This window comes from uncultured Salinibacterium sp. (assembly GCF_963974405.1).
GTDB lineage: Bacteria > Actinomycetota > Actinomycetes > Actinomycetales > Microbacteriaceae > Rhodoglobus.
Window position 1 is genome coordinate 310,140 of sequence record NZ_CAXBBH010000001.1, and the last position, 15,141, is coordinate 325,280.

General features: G+C 60.6%; 15 protein-coding genes. 12 read left to right on the forward strand and 3 right to left on the reverse strand.

The features are described 5' to 3' along the window. Positions 1 to 82 precede the first annotated feature (82 nt). Together AACZ26_RS01455 and AACZ26_RS01460 are read left to right on the forward strand one after the other, a co-directional pair. Positions 83 to 1,078: an iron chelate uptake ABC transporter family permease subunit gene (locus AACZ26_RS01455; protein WP_339620611.1), complete on the forward strand. Its 996-nt coding sequence runs from the start codon at positions 83 to 85 to the stop codon at positions 1,076 to 1,078. Further along, positions 1,075 to 1,830, forward strand: coding sequence for an ABC transporter ATP-binding protein (locus AACZ26_RS01460; protein ID WP_100387805.1), 756 nt, complete (start codon positions 1,075 to 1,077; stop codon positions 1,828 to 1,830). Before AACZ26_RS01455 ends, AACZ26_RS01460 begins: the two co-directional genes overlap by 4 nt. A gap of 300 nt (positions 1,831 to 2,130) precedes the next feature. Here AACZ26_RS01460 and purB read toward each other — a convergent pair whose 3' ends face one another. Together purB and AACZ26_RS01470 are read right to left on the reverse strand one after the other, a co-directional pair. After that, positions 2,131 to 3,522 carry an adenylosuccinate lyase gene (gene purB, locus AACZ26_RS01465; protein WP_339618558.1) on the reverse strand — a complete coding sequence of 464 codons (1,392 nt, stop codon included), beginning with the start codon at positions 3,520 to 3,522 and terminating at the stop codon, positions 2,131 to 2,133. A gap of 8 nt (positions 3,523 to 3,530) precedes the next feature. Next, the gene (locus tag AACZ26_RS01470) at positions 3,531 to 4,061 is read right to left on the reverse strand and encodes a low molecular weight protein-tyrosine-phosphatase (RefSeq protein WP_339618559.1); all 531 of its coding nucleotides are present in this window, start codon (positions 4,059 to 4,061) and stop codon (positions 3,531 to 3,533) included. 125 nt (positions 4,062 to 4,186) lie between these two features. On the opposite strand from AACZ26_RS01470, the gene AACZ26_RS01475 reads away from it, so the two are divergent. Next, the gene (locus tag AACZ26_RS01475) at positions 4,187 to 4,447 is read left to right on the forward strand and encodes a hypothetical protein (RefSeq protein ID WP_339618560.1); all 261 of its coding nucleotides are present in this window, start codon (positions 4,187 to 4,189) and stop codon (positions 4,445 to 4,447) included. Beyond that, complete coding sequence (locus AACZ26_RS01480) at positions 4,437 to 5,864, forward strand: hypothetical protein (protein ID WP_339618561.1); 1,428 nt, start codon at positions 4,437 to 4,439, stop codon at positions 5,862 to 5,864. The genes AACZ26_RS01475 and AACZ26_RS01480 overlap by 11 nt, the downstream gene beginning before the upstream one ends. Here the strand turns inward: AACZ26_RS01480 and AACZ26_RS01485 are convergent. Next, positions 5,861 to 6,256, reverse strand: a complete 396-nt coding sequence (locus tag AACZ26_RS01485; RefSeq protein WP_339618562.1) for a phage holin family protein — start codon at positions 6,254 to 6,256, stop codon at positions 5,861 to 5,863. The two genes, AACZ26_RS01480 and AACZ26_RS01485, sit on opposite strands and share 4 nt — an antisense overlap. A 150-nt stretch (positions 6,257 to 6,406) precedes the next feature. On the opposite strand from AACZ26_RS01485, the gene AACZ26_RS01490 reads away from it, so the two are divergent. From AACZ26_RS01490 to AACZ26_RS01525, 8 genes are all read left to right on the forward strand, one after another. Beyond that, entirely contained in the window at positions 6,407 to 7,477 is a 1,071-nt protein-coding gene (locus AACZ26_RS01490; protein ID WP_339618563.1) for a histidinol-phosphate transaminase, read from the forward strand. A gap of 24 nt (positions 7,478 to 7,501) precedes the next feature. Continuing rightward, complete coding sequence (pdhA, locus tag AACZ26_RS01495) at positions 7,502 to 8,617, forward strand: pyruvate dehydrogenase (acetyl-transferring) E1 component subunit alpha (protein ID WP_339618564.1); 1,116 nt, start codon at positions 7,502 to 7,504, stop codon at positions 8,615 to 8,617. Further along, complete coding sequence (locus tag AACZ26_RS01500; protein WP_339618565.1) at positions 8,617 to 9,594, forward strand: alpha-ketoacid dehydrogenase subunit beta; 978 nt, start codon at positions 8,617 to 8,619, stop codon at positions 9,592 to 9,594. The genes pdhA and AACZ26_RS01500 overlap by 1 nt, the downstream gene beginning before the upstream one ends. Before the next feature lie 14 nt (positions 9,595 to 9,608). Next, positions 9,609 to 11,000, forward strand: a complete 1,392-nt coding sequence (locus AACZ26_RS01505; protein WP_339618566.1) for a dihydrolipoamide acetyltransferase family protein — start codon at positions 9,609 to 9,611, stop codon at positions 10,998 to 11,000. Positions 11,001 to 11,069: 69 nt separating this feature from the next. Beyond that, positions 11,070 to 12,215, forward strand: coding sequence for an AI-2E family transporter (locus AACZ26_RS01510; RefSeq protein ID WP_339618568.1), 1,146 nt, complete (start codon positions 11,070 to 11,072; stop codon positions 12,213 to 12,215). Positions 12,216 to 12,314: 99 nt separating this feature from the next. Continuing rightward, entirely contained in the window at positions 12,315 to 13,406 is a 1,092-nt protein-coding gene (locus AACZ26_RS01515; protein WP_339618570.1) for a metal ABC transporter solute-binding protein, Zn/Mn family, read from the forward strand. A gap of 16 nt (positions 13,407 to 13,422) precedes the next feature. Beyond that, positions 13,423 to 14,232 carry a metal ABC transporter ATP-binding protein gene (locus tag AACZ26_RS01520; protein ID WP_339618571.1) on the forward strand — a complete coding sequence of 270 codons (810 nt, stop codon included), beginning with the start codon at positions 13,423 to 13,425 and terminating at the stop codon, positions 14,230 to 14,232. Continuing rightward, positions 14,229 to 15,140 carry a metal ABC transporter permease gene (locus tag AACZ26_RS01525; protein WP_339618572.1) on the forward strand — a complete coding sequence of 304 codons (912 nt, stop codon included), beginning with the start codon at positions 14,229 to 14,231 and terminating at the stop codon, positions 15,138 to 15,140. Before AACZ26_RS01520 ends, AACZ26_RS01525 begins: the two co-directional genes overlap by 4 nt. Position 15,141 lies beyond the last annotated feature (1 nt).

Sequence of the window (15,141 nt, forward strand, 5' to 3'; positions counted from 1 at the left end):
ACCCAGGTTTGTGAAGCTGTCGAAGGCGCCTAAGAAGCCGAAGCCCGTAAAAGCAGCAAAGACGGCGGCTGGCTCGCCCGGCGTGACGGGGCCGTTCCCCACGTTTCGGGCGCGACGCCGATACTGGACGCTGCTCAGCATCCTGAGTGTGCTGGCTGTCGCGATCGGGTTCGGCCTGCTCGCCTGGAACAACCCGATGCCGGTGGGCACCGAAGGGTTCTGGCTCATCGCTGAGTTGCGCGCCACCAACGTCATCGTGATCGCCGTGGTGGCCTTCTGTCAGGCGATCGCAACCGTGAGTTTTCAGACGGTGACAAACAACCGGATTCTCACGCCATCCATCATGGGCTTCGAGTCGCTGTATGTGGCGGTGCAGACCTCTGCGGTGTACTTCCTGGGTATCAGCGGCATCGTCGCCCTGCAGGGTCTCCCCCAGTTCTTGCTTCAGATCGCCCTGATGGTCGGGCTCTCGCTGCTGCTGTACGGCTGGTTGCTTTCTGGAAAGTACGGCAACCTGCAGATCATGCTGCTCGTGGGCATCATCATCGGCGGCGGGCTGGGAGCAGTGTCGACGTTCATGCAGCGCCTGCTTACGCCCAGTGAGTTCGACATCCTGACGGCCCGCCTGTTCGGCTCCATCTCCAATGCGGATGCCAGCTACCTGCCCATCTCGCTCGTGCTCTGTCTGGTGGCCGGCAGCGTGCTGCTCTCGCAGGGTAAGCGCCTCAACATCATTGCGCTGGGTTCAGACACCGCCACGAATCTAGGAATCAGCTACCGCTTCGAGATCATGCGCGTGCTGTTCTTCGTATCGATTCTGATGGCTGTCTCGACGTCGCTCGTGGGTCCGATGACCTTCTTTGGGTTCTTGGTCGCCACGCTCGCTTACCAATTCGCGGATACCTACGACCACCGCCACATCTTTCCGATCGCGGTGTTGGCCGGGTTTGTGGTGTTGGGCGGAGCGTACTTCGTGATGAAGAACCTGTTCTACGCGCAAGGAGTGGTCTCGATCATCGTTGAACTTGTCGGAGGAACCGTCTTCCTCATCGTCATTCTGAGAAAGGGACGACTGTGATCACCCTGAGCAATGTGGGCAAAAGCTATGGGCACGACGTGACCATTGGTCCCGTCGATCTTACGATCCCAGAGGGCGGCATCACCGCGCTAGTAGGGCCGAACGGTGCGGGCAAATCCACGCTACTGACGATGATTGGCCGACTGCTTGGGATCGACTCCGGCCACATCGAAGTCGCGGGCTACGACGTCGCGAAGACTAAGTCGAAAGACCTCGCCAAGATCATCGCGATCTTGCGGCAAGAGAATCACTTCATCGCCCGCCTCACGGTGCGTCAGCTCGTGGGGTTCAGCCGCTTCCCGTATTCGCAAGGTCGACTGACCGAAGCGGATGAGGTTGCGATCAACAACTCCATCACCTTTCTGAATCTTGAAGGCCTGCAAGACCGCTACCTCGACGAGCTCTCAGGCGGACAGCGTCAACGCGCCTACGTTGCCATGGTGCTCGCGCAAGACACCGAATACGTGCTTCTGGATGAGCCCCTCAACAACCTCGACATGAAGCATTCGGTTCAGATGATGCGCCACCTGAAGCGCGCCGCCCAAGAACTCGGCCGCACCATCATCATCGTGCTCCACGACATCAACTTCGCGGGGCACTACGCCGACCACATCTGCGCCGTCAAAGATGGCCAAGTCACCGAGTTCGGAACGCCCGCTGAGATCTTGACCGATGACGTGCTCACCCGAATCTTTGACACACCCGTTCACGTCATCGACGGCCCTAACGGTGCCCTCGCTGTGTACTACTGACGGCCGTGCGCGGTCCCTGGGCAAATAGCCATGGCAGCCGAGCGGCTCGACGGCGCAGGACTTTGATCCTCTTGACGTTTCGGAAACTCAGGAGATTCGGGCGCAGCGAGATGTTCTGTCCGCAACCACTCACGCGTTTTCGGGGCAAAGCTAGCGGCGAGATACGAATTTCCTGAATTTCCCAAAGGGCGCGGCGGCGGTGGCGGTGGCGGTTACGACTGAGAAGCCACGAGTGAGAAACACAAAAGGCCGGCCTCGTGACGAGACCGGCCTTCAGAGCGCTACTGCGTAGAGCGTGAACTACTTGGCGTCGCCGAGGTAGTCGACGAGCGAGCTGGCAAGGCCGACATAGGTGGCGGGGGTCAGTGCCTGCAAACGTGCTTTGGCATCCGCACCAATGTCGAGCCCCGAGATGAACTCGGTGAGGTCGACGGAGTTGATGCGCTTGCCGCGCGTGAGTTCCTTGAGGATGGCGTAGGGGTCGCTGATGGTGCTGCGGCCCGCGGTGACCTCGGCGCGAATGACCGTCTGGATGGCCTCGCCGAGGATCTCCCAGTTGCTGTCGAGATCAGCGTCGAGAGCCACCGGGTCAAGGGCGATCTCCTTGAGGCCGCGCTCGATGTTGTCGAGAGCGAGCAGCGAGTGACCGTAGGCGACGCCCACGTTGCGCTGCGTCGTGGAGTCGGTGAGGTCGCGCTGGAGTCGTGAAGTCACGAGAGTCTGAGCGAGCGACTCGAGAAGAGCGCTCGAGAGCTCGAGGTTGGCCTCAGCGTTTTCGAAGCGGATCGGGTTGATCTTGTGCGGCATTGTCGACGAACCGGTTGCGCCCGCCTGCGGAATCTGGCGGAAGTAGCCCATCGAAATGTATGACCACACGTCAGTGCAGAGGTTGTGCAGCACCCGGTTGGCGTGACTCGTGGCCTGGTATAGCTCCACTTGCCAGTCGTGGGATTCGATCTGCGTCGTCAGCGGGTTCCAGTCGAGTCCGAGGGACTCCACGAACTCCTTCGAGAGAGCTGGCCAATTCTGCTCGGGGTCTGCAGCAAGGTGAGCAGCAAACGTGCCGGTCGCTCCGCTGAACTTGCCGAGGTAGCTGATGTCCTCAATGCGAGTCAGGATGCGGTCGAGACGGTACACAAAGACCGCGAACTCCTTGCCCATGGTGGTCGGCGTCGCCGGCTGACCGTGGGTGTGAGCGAGCATCGCGTTGTCGCGCATGAGCTCGGACTGCGCGCGAAGCGCATCGAGCACTGAACGGAACTTGGGCAGCCAGACTTCGCGCACAGCATCCGAGATGGTGAGCGCGTAAGAAAGGTTGTTTACGTCTTCGCTTGTGGCAGCGAAGTGGGTGAGTTCAGCGATCGCGGTGAGGCCCAGCTCGTCGAGCTTGGCGCGCACCAGGTACTCGACGGCCTTGACGTCGTGGCGGGTGGTGGCTTCGAGGCGAGCAAGTTCATCGATCTGTTCTTGGCCAAAATCGGTAGCGAAGTTGCGCAGGGCGGTGACCTGATCGGCGCTCATCGGGCTTGAACCGAACAGGCTCTTGCTCGTGAGGAAGATCAGCCACTCGACCTCGACATGCACGCGGGCCCGGTTGAGGCCTGCCTCGGAGAGGTGCTCCCCCAGGGCCGAAACTGCTGGGCGGTAGCGGCCGTCGAGGGGGCTCAGTGGTTGAACGGGCAACGGGCTCATGGGGCTCCCTAGTTGTTTTCGGTGTGTGCCGAAATTCCTGGCGTGATCTGGCGAAATAGTGAACCGCAGGCCCGCTCGATCATGCCGAGGACATGATCGAAGAGTGCGGCATCCGAATAGTAGGGGTCTGGCACATCGATGAGAGGAGCGAGTTCGCTGTCAAAGCTCAACATGGGCTGCACTTTCGACCGGTCTTGATCGTTGGGCGCCCACGTGCGCAGAATTCGTTCCTGTCCTCGATCAAACGCGACGATGAGGTCGAGCTTGCTGAACCATTCGGGGTCGAACTGGCGGGCGCGATGCCCAGAACCATTGTAGCCGCGCGCGGAAAGGGCGGCGATGGTGCGGTCATCGGCGGCTTCGCCCACATGCCAATCACCGGTTCCTGCCGAAGTGACGGCAATGTTGTTTTCAAGCCCCGCTTTCGCAACGAGGTCTTTGAACACTGCTTCTGCCATCGGTGAACGGCAGATGTTTCCCGTGCAGACGAAGCAAATCTTGAATGTAGACGAATCGGAGAGCGCGCGCTCGAAGGTCATGCTTCATTGTGTCGCAATTTCGACTCCTCAACAGCAGTGGTTCAGGGATTTTCGTCCCCGATGCTCGCCGGATGCCGCAGTGAGGCCGGGTGTTTGGCGAGAGTTGTCATGTCGGAAGGCGACCAATGACTACTCCCCCGGATACGACGGCTCATGACGCCCTCGGTTTTCAAGCACGACAGCTCCGAATGATCCTTGAGCGGCTGGCCACCGTCAGAGACTTTCTCCCCAACGGGAGCATCGACTGGCGAGGTCCTGCCCAGCAACACTTCGATGCGGGAATTGCCGACCTGCATCGCGAACTTGCGCGAGCGAGCACCCTCATCCAGTCCGCGGAACATCGCACGACGGTTGCTGCGCAGCAAGTGATGTCGCATGTCGGGTGAGCTCGTCATTTCTGGAGGAGGCAGCTATGCCGTTTCCACAGAAGAGATGCTGTCGAACGCGAGCAAGTTGCAGCGGGCCGCTGAAATGTCCCGAGACATCGCGGGAGCAATTCAGATGGTGGATGAGCGGCTCACGCGAAGCCAGTTAGAAACGTTGGGCATTCCCAGCGGCGTTGCTTTCGCCGAAGAGGATCTGCGGTGTGCTTTCACAACCCTTCAGATTCTTGCTTTTCGCGCGGATTGGCTGACCGGCATGGTGCGGGCTGCTGCCCAGACTTACGGCCTAGGGGAAGCCTTCGTTGAGGGGGTGACGCGCAAGGTTGCCGCAGAAGCTGCCGCTCTTCTTGGCTTTCTGTTTCCCACCGAGCTAGTGATTGTGGGCGGTGCCGTCGCGGCAGTTCCTGTAGTGGCAGGCATTGCGGTGGCCGCTCTTATAACCGGACACACCCCAGAGGACATTCTTGCCTCTGAACAATTTTCGGCAGCGCTGAACGAACTCATTACTGATCCTGTGTTCGTGCAAACGATGCGGTTCGCCGTCATGAATGTTGATGAGTTCGCGGTCGGAGCTTCGGGACTGCCACCTGGTCTGGTCTCCGCGCTCAGCGCGGCTGGTCTTATCGGAGTGTCATCATCAGCGGGCTTAATCAAGGGACTGGGCGGTGTCGCTGGGCTATTCAAAGAGACCCCCGTGACCTTGGTGAGCAAGACTCCCCCGACTCGTGTCGAACCTGCGCAGTCATTCGAGGAACGGGTTGAGCGCATTCCCCAACCAACACCTGATGAGCCGTGGCAAGTGCGCATCGAGACAATTTCGACACCGGGCGAAGAAGACCGCTACGACGTGTATGTCTCCGGCACCGTGAAATTTGACATCCTCAACTCAGCGGAACCGTGGGATGGCAGCAGCAATCTCTCCCTGGCCGCCTCTCACGACGCAGCCTCTGCTGCGGCCGTGGCTGCTGCGATGAAAGAGGCAGGAATCACGAGCACCAGTGCCGTGTCGTTCACCGGTCATTCTCAAGGCGCAGCGATCGCCGCTCGACTCGTCGAATCTGGGGAGTACAACACCGTGGGGCTGGTGACCGTCGGGGGAAACATCGGTCAAATAAAGCTCCCGCCCGATATTCCTGTGGTGATCGTTGAACACACAGACGATGTCGTCGTCGCTGCAGGCGGTCTTCAAGGCAACAACAGTGCCATCGTGGTGGAGCGAGAGGCCTACGCCGGTCGAACACTGCCTGAAGGCGTGCCTGTTCCTGCGCATCAGGCATCCGAATACCGTGAGACGGCGCGACGCATGGATCAGTCAGACGCCCCTGAGCTGCAGCAGGCGTGGCAGAAACTTGCTCCACCCTCCGGCAGCACAACGACCACCACAGTCACAACCTACGAGTACGAGCGGGCTAGGCCTTAGTGCTTCTTGCCCACGATGGGGCGAACGAGGATTCCGATGAACCAGCTGATGAGACCTAGAACGAGGGCTCCAAGCACTCCCCACCAGAAGCCGTCGACAACAAGCCCAAAGCCGAAGAGGCTTGAGATCCAGCTCGTCAGCAGCAGCAGCAGACCGTTCACGACCAGAGCAAGAAGCCCCAACGTCAGCACGTACAGGGGGAACGCAACAATTCGGATGAGATTGCCGAGCACCCCATTGACGATTCCGAAGACAGCGGCGACGATCAAGAACGTCAGCACAACCTCTAGGGTTCCCCCCGGAGCAAAGGACACAATCTGCACGCCGGCAACAACCACGGTAGTAAGCCACAAGGCAAGAGCGTTGATGAGCAAGCGCACGATGATTCCCATGCATCAACTATGCACCCCCGGTTTAGTAGGCCGCAACGGCAGCGGGCCAAACGCGGTTGTCTCTGCAATCGCGCACCGGGATCCAGCACTCCCGCGAATTCGTCACAGCCGTGAAACGAGCAGAGCGCTTCACGCCCCTAGGCTGGTCACGTGACCAGCAAACGAGTACAGCTCCGCCCCGAGATTGCCGCAATAGTGCCCTACCGTCAGGGTGCGCCCGCAGCCGCAGACGCTTTCAAGCTGTCCTCCAACGAAAACCCCTTCGAGCCGCTTCCCTCGGTGCTCGCGCAACTGACCACCGACACCATCAACCGGTACCCCGACGCATCCGCGCTCGACTTGCGTGCCCAGCTTGCCGAACGATTCGGGGTCACTGCTGACAGCGTCCAGGTCGGCGCGGGTTCCGTCGCCGTGCTCGCGCAGCTCATCAGCGCCGCCGCTGCCCCCGGCGATGAAGTCATCTACGCGTGGCGCAGCTTCGAGGCCTACCCGCTGCTGGTTTCCTCTGCCGGCGCCACAAGCGTGCAGATCGCGAATCAATCCGACCACCGACACGACCTCGACGCCATGAGCGCGGCCATCACCTCATCCACTCGCGTTGTTATTGTCTGCAGCCCCAACAACCCCACCAGCACAGTGGTGACGGATGCTGAATTCCGCGAGTTCATGGCGACAGTCCCCGACAACGTGCTTGTTGTGCTCGACGAGGCCTACCGCGAGTTCGTCACCGATCCCGCAGCGGTGCGCGGCGAAACCCTCATTGGCGAGTACTCCAATCTCGTGCTGTTGCGCACCTTCTCGAAGGCCTACGGCCTTGCCGGTCTCAGAATCGGGTACGCGATTGGTCCCGAGTACGTGATGGATGCGGCGCGAGCGGTAGCAATTCCGCTCTCTGTCACGGAACTTGCCCAACAAGCAGCCACCGCATCCCTCGACCATGAAAGTGAATTGTTGGAGCGCGTCAGCCGAATTAACGATGTGCGCGAAAGCATTGTGGTGGGCTTGCGCGAGCTGGGCTGGGCGGTTCCGACACCGAGCGGCAACTTTGTGTGGCTGCCCACTGGGGCAGCAACCAATTGGGCTGCGGAGGTGTTCCGCTCGCACGGGATTGTCGTTCGCGCACTCGGCGAAGGCCTCCGCGTGAGTGTCGGCGAGGAAGAATCTGTGGGGAAACTCCTAAGAGCAGCGCAAGAGGTTGTCACTTCAAAGGAAACGATCTAACGCTGGCCGCGTTAGATTAGTCGAATGTCTTATACCGCCGCGACGGTTCAGCTGCTGTCTCCCGAAGGCACGCTCGTTCACAGCGATGCCAGCGAACAGTACCTCCCGTTAGTAGACAAGCTCAGTGACGACGCTCTTCAAGAGCTCCACCGCCACATGGTTGTGATGCGCCGCTTCGACATCGAAGCCGCCAACCTGCAGCGTCAAGGTCAACTTGCCCTCTGGGTGCCCAGCCACGGGCAAGAAGCTGCCCAAGTGGGGTCGGCGCTCGCCGCAAAGCCCCAAGATCACCTCTTTCCTTCCTATCGGGAACACGTCATCGCGCTCACGCGCGGCGTCGACCCGATCACGATCCTCTCCATGTTCCGCGGCCTCAGCCACGGCGGGTGGGATCCGAAAGACCACGACAACTTCCATCTCTATACCCTCGTCATCGGCTCACAGACTCTGCACGCCACCGGCTACGCCATGGGAATGAATCTTGATGGCCGCAGTGGCACCGGCAACCCCGACACTGATGCCGCGGTCATGGTCTACTTCGGCGATGGCTCGACAAGCCAGGGTGACGTCAGTGAAGCAATGGTGTTCGCGGCCAGCTACCAAACGCCGCAAGTCTTCTTTCTGCAGAACAACCACTGGGCAATATCGGTTCCCGTGTCACGTCAGTCGCGCACCCCGCTCTATCTGCGCGGCGAAGGGTTCGGCATCCCAAGCGTGCAAATTGATGGCAACGACGTGCTCGCGAGCTACGCTGTGGCTCAAGCCAACCTGGACGCCGCCCGCTCCGGCGAGGGCCCCCGATTCATCGAAGCCCTCACCTACCGCATGGGTGCCCACACCACGAGCGACGACCCATCGAAGTATCGCGAGAACAGCGAACTCGAATTCTGGGCGCAGCGCGACCCCATCACTCGCTTCGAAACGTACTTGCGGGGGCGCGGCGCGAGTGAAAGCTTCTTCGCAGAGATCGCGGCGGAAGGTGACGACTTGGCTGCTGACATCCGCAAACGCATTCTCGAATTGCCGGTTCCCGCCACGTCGACGCTGTTTGACCACGTGTACTCCGATCCCCACCCCGTGATGGATGAGCAGCGTCAAGCGCTCACCGACTTCGAGGCGTCGTTTGAGGAGAACAACTAATGACTGAAACGATGACAATGGCGAAAGCCCTCAACGAGGGACTTCGTGCAGCGATGGCTGCGAACAGCAGAGTGCTGTTGATGGGCGAAGACATTGGCCCTCTCGGCGGAGTCTTCCGCGTCACCGAAGGTCTGCAGGCGGAGTTCAGCGACAAGCGAGTGCTCGACACTCCACTGGCTGAATCGGGCATCGTGGGTACCGCCATTGGGCTCGCGATGAGCGGATTCCGCCCCGTGTGTGAAATCCAGTTCGACGGTTTTATTTTTCCCGGCTTCGACCAGATCACCTCGCAATTGGCGAAGCTGACCGCGCGCCACGAGGGCACGCTCACGATGCCCGTTGTCATCCGCGTTCCCTACGGCGGACACATCGGCGCCGTCGAGCATCACCAGGAGAGCCCGGAAGCATACTTTGCTCACACTGCCGGACTTCGGCTGCTGAGCCCAGCTACCCCTCACGACGCTTACTGGATGATCCAGGAAGCAATCGCGAGCAACGACCCGGTGATGTTCTTTGAGCCCAAGTCGCGCTACTGGCAGAAGGGCGAGGTCGATCGGGAGTCGAGCGGCATTGCCACTCACGCCAGTCGGGTCGTGCGCGAGGGAACCGAAGTGACCGTGGTGGGCCATGGAGCGATTGTATCGATGCTCTTGCAGGCAGCGGAGCTCGCAGCCGAGGAAGGCACAAGCATTGAGGTAGTAGACCTTCGATCGCTCTCCCCCATCGACTACGACCCGATCGTGGCATCCGCCCAAAAAACGGGCCGCGTCGTTGTTGTTCAAGAGGCCCCAGGGAATGTCAGTGTGGGCTCAGAGGTTGCCGCAACGGTAACCGAGCGCGCGTTCTATTCGCTCGAAGCCCCCGTGCTGCGCGTGAGTGGTTACGACCTTCCATTCCCTCCGGCCAAGCTGGAATCCGTGTATCTGCCCAGTGTTGACCGCATCCTTGATGCTGTTGACCGGGCGTTGGCCTACTGACGAAGGAGGCCCTTGTGGCTGTATCTGAATTTCCTCTCCCCGATGTGGGCGAGGGGCTGACTGAAGCTGAGATCGTCTCCTGGAAGGTTGCGCCCGGTGATGACATCACCGTCAACCAAGTTCTCGTCGAAATCGAGACGGCCAAGTCACTCGTAGAGTTGCCATCGCCTTTCGCGGGCACGGTGCAGAAACTGCTTGTTGAAGAAGGAGCGACCGTTGAGGTCGGCACCCCCATCATCAGCGTGCAGTCCACCGGCGGCTCGGTTGAACTTACGGCACCCGGTTCTGGTGAAGATGAAAGCCACGGGTTGATGTCAGATGTCGGGCATGACAGCAGTGCCGCGAGCGACACAGCGTCTGCTGTTGCCGACACGGCATCCACGATTGCGAATGACGACGAGAAGCCCGGAGCTGTGCTCGTGGGGTACGGCACGGGCGGTCACGTGAATTCGCGTCGTCGCAAGGGCGGACAGCCGGCGAAGGATGACGCGAGCGCGACCGCCGCGTCGAAGCCGCGTCCGGCATCCGTTCCCGCTGCTTTCGCGAGCCCCATCATCGCCAAGCCGCCGATTCGCAAGCTGGCCAAGGATCTCGGGGTTGAACTTTCGGAGGTTGCTGCCACGGGTCTTGCCGGCGAAACCACGCGCGAAGACGTGATTCGTCACGCCTCGCAGGCCAGCGTCTTCCGCAATATCGAAACCCCAGCGTGGGGCGACGAGCGCGAAGAGCGAATCCCCGTCAAGGGAGTGCGCAAGGCAATCGCCAAGGCGATGGTGCACAGTGCGTTTACGGCACCTCACGTGAGCGTCTTCACCGACGTCGACGCCACGCGAACCATGGAGTTTGTGAAGCGCCTCAAGAACTCGCCTGACTTTGCGGGAGTGCGCGTAAGCCCCCTGCTCATCATGGCGAAGGCAGTGAACTGGGCGGTGCGTCGCAATCCCACCGTGAACTCGAGCTGGACTGACAAAGAGATCATCGTTCACCACTACGTGAACCTGGGTATCGCTGCGGCAACCCCGCGCGGACTCATTGTGCCGAACATCAAGGATGCTCAAGACTTGAGTCTCTTCGATCTTGCGAAGGCTCTCGAACAGTTGACGCTCACCGCGCGAGACGGCAAGACTCAGCCCGCCGAGATGTCGAATGGCACGATCACGATCACCAACATCGGCTCCTACGGCATGGACACGGGTACACCGATCATCAACCCCGGCGAGGCTGCCATTGTGGCGCTTGGCTCGATCAAACAAAAGCCGTGGGTTGTCGATGGTGAAGTGCGAGCTCGCTACGTCACCACAGTGAGCGCGAGTTTCGACCACCGCATCGTTGATGGCGATGTCGCAAGCCGTTTCGTCGCTGACCTTGCGAGCGTGCTCGAAGAGCCTGCACTTCTGCTCGATTAGCAGCCAGTCGGGGGCGATTGCGCTTTTGTGCTGCGGTGATTTCGCCACAGTAGTAGGTAGTGTGGCGGCATGTTCATCAAGAAAAAGTCGCCTGCAGCGCAGCCAGCATCAGAGTCGCAACGCCCCCGTATTCACGAACTCTGGACTGATCGCTTAGGTTCTTGGTCGATTAGAGCACTTCAAGTGCTCTTGCTGCTCACGCTCGTTTCGGTGATCGTTTTCGCGCTCACACAGATCAAGCTTGTTGTTATTCCGGTACTGATCGCGCTGATTTTTGCCGCTGCCGCGAGTCCGCTCGTGGTGTGGATGCGCCGCAAGGGTGTCGGGCGAGCGCTGTCGACCTGGATCACTTTGCTTGGCGGCATCCTCGTCTTTGGTGGACTCATCACCGCGATTGTGTTTGCGGTTCGTGACCAGTGGGGCGAGCTATCGGACTCTGCCGTGGAGGGCTTCGAGCAACTGAAGGGTTTTGCGCTTGATGGACCGTTCCCTATCGATCAAGATGCTCTCGATGAAGCGTGGAACGCAATCATCGATTTCGCGACGAGCGCGACCTTTGGGCTCGGCGCAATTCAGGGGGTGTCGGCGGCCGCTGAGGTTGTCACGGGCATCATTCTCGGTGTCGTGATCCTCTTCTTCTTCCTCAAAGATGGCGACCGCATTTGGGAGTTCTTCTTGCGGCCGCTTCGCGGTGAGCGTCTCGATCGCGGTCACCGCATCGGTCACACCGCGGTTCGTACCCTGGGTGGGTACGTGCGCGGTACGGCCACCGTCGCGGCCGTGGATGCCTTCGGTATCGGCATTGGACTCCTGATCTTGCAGGTTCCCCTCGCGTTGCCCCTCGCCGTGATTGTCTTCTTGGGCGCGTTCATTCCCCTTGTCGGAGCAACCGTTGCCGGCATCTTGGCCGCCGTAGTAGCACTCGTCACGAACGGTTGGGTCGTTGCGCTCATCGTTCTCGGCATTGTCGTGCTCGTCAACCAACTTGAGGGCAACTTTCTGCAGCCCGTCGTGATGGCGCAGTCGCTGAGCATCCACCCGCTCGTTATTTTGGTGGCGTTGACGGCAGGCACAATCTTGGGCGGCATTGTGGGCGCGGTCTTGGCGGTGCCGATCGCCGCCGTGGGGTGGGCAATTCTCAAGACGTGGAATGAATCGGGCGCGAAGCCTGATCTCGAGCCTGGGACAGTGAAAGAGGGCGCTCGACAGAAGTAGCGGCATAAGGGGCTGTGCCTCGAAGGGTGGAGCATGCGCTATGCTATTGATAACGAAACTCATTACCGCTATCAGCTAACGCCTTAGAAGGACACCCTGATGTCTCGCTTCACCACTTCTGTTTTCACTGCCCCCCGGTCTCGCGCGTTCACGGCAGCCGCCGTGCTTGCGGTCTCCGCAGTTACTCTTGCCGGTTGCTCCACGGCGCAGCCTGCCGCCGAAGACGATGGCACGATCGCCGTCGTCGCCTCCACGAGTGTCTACGGCAACTTGGTCGCGACTCTCGGCGGCGACGCCGTCTCCGTGACCAGCCTCATTGACAACCCCGCGCAAGACCCACACAGCTACGAAGCATCCGCTCGCGACCAACTCGCGGTCTCCAACGCTGACCTCGTGGTGCTCAACGGTGGTGGCTACGACCCCTTCGCTGAGGCTCTCTACGAGTCTTCCGGAGCATCCGCCGTTCTCATCAACGCGGTTGACGCTTCAGGGCTGCTCGAAGATGACCACGATCATGACCACGCGGATGAAGCGGATGACGCGGCCACCGACGATGCAGACCACGCAGAAGATGCGGACCACGCAGAAGATGCAGACCACGCGGATGACGCGACCGACGACCATGCCGCCGACGAGCACAGCACCGACGACGGCCACGATCACATCGAGGGCTTCAACGAGCACGTCTGGTACAGCTTCCACGCGATGGAGCACGTTGCCGAGCAGATTACTGCTGAGCTCAAGACTCTCAGCCCGGCAGATAGTGACACCTTCGACGCCTCGCTTGCGGCATTCATGAGCGACCTCGAGGGACTCGAGACTCAAGCAGACAAGCTTGCAGTTGTTGCGGACGACCGCGGGGTAGCGGTCACCGAGCCCGTTGCTGTCTACTTGCTCGAGGAGATCGGGCTTCACAATGAGACTCCCTCCGCGTTCACGGAAGCAATCGAAGAGGGTTCGGATGTTCCCCCGACGGCCCTGCGCGACGTGCTTGAGCTGATTGAGTCTGGCGATGTCGCGATGCTCGCCTACAACGAGCAGACTGCAAGCGCTGAGACTGAGCGAGTGCGTCTTACGGCCGAAGAAGCCGGACTTGCGGTGGTGTCGTTCACCGAGACCCTTCCCGAGGGGTCAGACTATGTCGAATGGATGACGTCAAATCTCGATGCGCTCGAAGTAGCCCTCGGCTAGTTAGCGAGTCGACCGAATGACCGCTACTGCACTGCCTGCCGTGCTCAGCATCCGTGATGGGGTGCTGGGCTTCGGCGCGCGCACCCTCTGGTCGGGGCTCGACCTCGATGTTGCGCCCGGCGAGTTTGTGGCGGTGCTCGGCTCGAACGGTTCCGGAAAGTCGAGCCTGTTGAAGGCGATTCTGGGGCAGCAGAAACTCGACGCCGGCACTATTACGGTTGCCGGGCATCCGGTTCACCGTGGTGATCGCCGCATTGGCTATATTCCGCAGCAGAAGCTGGCGGCGCCTGGCACACCGCTGCGCGGCCGCGACCTTGTGACCCTGGGCGTGAATGGCCACCGTTTCGGCGTGCCGACACTCCCCCGCAGCGTCAAGACTCACGTGGACGAGCTCATCGCGGCCGTTGGCGCAACCGAGTATGCGAGCAATCCCATTGGCTCGCTCTCAGGTGGCGAACAGCAGCGCTTGCGGGTAGCGCAGTCTTTGGCGGCGGATCCGGTGTTGTTGCTGTGCGACGAACCACTCTTGAGTCTTGATCTTCAGCATCAACGCGGGGTGTCAGAGCTTATTGATCAGCGTCGGCGTGAGCACAACACTGCAGTCGTTTTTGTGACACACGATGTGAACCCGGTGTTGGGCATGGTTGACCGCATCCTCTATTTGGCTGGCGGAAAGTTCACTATTGGCACCCCAGATGAGGTGTTGCGCAGCGAGGTCTTGACCGAGTTGTATGGCACCCCGGTTGAGGTTGTGCGGGTGGGTGGCCGCGTCATTGTGGCTGGCACGCCCCACGGCGATCACCATCACGAAGAGGAGATCGCATGACCCTCGACGACTTCTGGAGCCAGATCGTCGGCTTTGAGAACTATGGCGAACTCCTCAATCTGGTGCGGTTCTCTCTCATCGCCGCGGCAGTCTTGGGCATTACGGGCGGACTGATCGGCGTCTTCGTGATGCAACGCGATATGGCTTTTGCGGTGCACGGCATTAGCGAACTCTCTTTTGCGGGGGCAGCGGCAGCCCTGTTGTTCGGCGCCAATGTCGTCGCGGGCTCGATTGTCGGCTCACTTGTGGCGGCAATTCTGATCGGGATGCTCGGGGCGAAGGCTCGGGATCGAAATTCGATTATTGGCGTGCTCATGCCGTTTGGTTTGGGTTTGGGCATCCTGTTTCTGGCGCTCTACCCCGGACGCAGTGGCAACAAGTTTGGGCTCCTCACCGGTCAGATCATCACGGTCGATGGTGAACAGCTGGGTCTGCTGATCGTCATCAGCGTTGTCGTGTTGGCTGCGCTGTTCGTGGTGTGGAGGCCGCTCACCTTCGACAGCCTCGACCCTGAGGTCGCAGCAGCCCGTGGTGTGCCTTCGCGGGCTCTCGCGTTGGGCTTCATGGTTATGCTCGGTCTGATGGTTGCGGTTGCCGTGCAGATTATTGGCGCACTGTTGGTGATGGCATTGCTGGTCACGCCGGCTGCCGCCGCAATGCGGGTGTCGTCGTCGCCGCGCATGGTTCCGGTGCTGAGCATGATCTTCGGATTCGTGTCTGCAACGGGTGGCGTGCTGTTGGCCCTGGGCGGCTCGCTGCCGATTAGTCCGTACATCACAACAATTTCTTTTCTGATCTACCTGGTCTGCCGGGTGGTGGGTGCGCGCCGCGGGCGTGGTCGTGGCCACCGGGTGAGCCGGGCATCCGGAGCGCAACTGACCAGCGCAAGCGCAGGGGGCAAAAGTTAGA

Coding starts and splice junctions, on each gene's coding strand:
- AACZ26_RS01510 (WP_339618568.1), top strand. CDS start 11,070: ATGTTCATCAAGAAAAAGTCGCCTGCAGCGCAGCCAGCATCAGAGTCG.
- purB (WP_339618558.1), bottom strand. CDS start 3,522: ATGAGCCCGTTGCCCGTTCAACCACTGAGCCCCCTCGACGGCCGCTAC.
- AACZ26_RS01475 (WP_339618560.1), top strand. CDS start 4,187: ATGACTACTCCCCCGGATACGACGGCTCATGACGCCCTCGGTTTTCAA.
- AACZ26_RS01470 (WP_339618559.1), bottom strand. CDS start 4,061: ATGACCTTCGAGCGCGCGCTCTCCGATTCGTCTACATTCAAGATTTGC.
- AACZ26_RS01515 (WP_339618570.1), top strand. CDS start 12,315: ATGTCTCGCTTCACCACTTCTGTTTTCACTGCCCCCCGGTCTCGCGCG.
- AACZ26_RS01500 (WP_339618565.1), top strand. CDS start 8,617: ATGACTGAAACGATGACAATGGCGAAAGCCCTCAACGAGGGACTTCGT.
- AACZ26_RS01520 (WP_339618571.1), top strand. CDS start 13,423: ATGACCGCTACTGCACTGCCTGCCGTGCTCAGCATCCGTGATGGGGTG.
- AACZ26_RS01485 (WP_339618562.1), bottom strand. CDS start 6,256: ATGGGAATCATCGTGCGCTTGCTCATCAACGCTCTTGCCTTGTGGCTT.
- AACZ26_RS01480 (WP_339618561.1), top strand. CDS start 4,437: ATGTCGGGTGAGCTCGTCATTTCTGGAGGAGGCAGCTATGCCGTTTCC.
- pdhA (WP_339618564.1), top strand. CDS start 7,502: ATGTCTTATACCGCCGCGACGGTTCAGCTGCTGTCTCCCGAAGGCACG.
- AACZ26_RS01525 (WP_339618572.1), top strand. CDS start 14,229: ATGACCCTCGACGACTTCTGGAGCCAGATCGTCGGCTTTGAGAACTAT.